Source organism: Hydrogenophaga sp. A37 (assembly GCF_002001205.1).
Lineage (GTDB): Bacteria > Pseudomonadota > Gammaproteobacteria > Burkholderiales > Burkholderiaceae_C > Hydrogenophaga.
On the sequence record NZ_MUNZ01000003.1, the window covers coordinates 1 to 252 of the forward strand.

The following is a 252-nucleotide window of genomic DNA, read 5'->3' on the forward strand; positions in this document are numbered from 1 at the left end:
CTCGTGGAGTCCAGCGATACCGCTTCGATCTTGATGCGCACGACCTGCGCGCGTTGCAACTCCTCGAACATGCGGTCAAGTACACCGGCCTTGGTCCAGCGGTTCATGCGCGTGTAGATGGTGTGCCTGCGTATTTCAGCGATCGTGGACGCCTGTTTCAGGCTGATCGTGGACGGAGAATCGGTGTTGCCGTGGCGGCGCTGGGGAAGCGCGCAGGAACTGGTGTGAATGTATCGCAATCGTCCGTGGTGC

1 pseudogene is annotated in these 252 nt (G+C 60.3%); it reads right to left on the reverse strand.

Annotated elements, in window-relative coordinates:
* Positions 1-125, reverse strand: a pseudogene (locus B0E41_RS26345) (IS5/IS1182 family transposase); the annotation flags it as partial.
* Between the last annotated feature and the right edge of the window lie 127 nt (positions 126-252).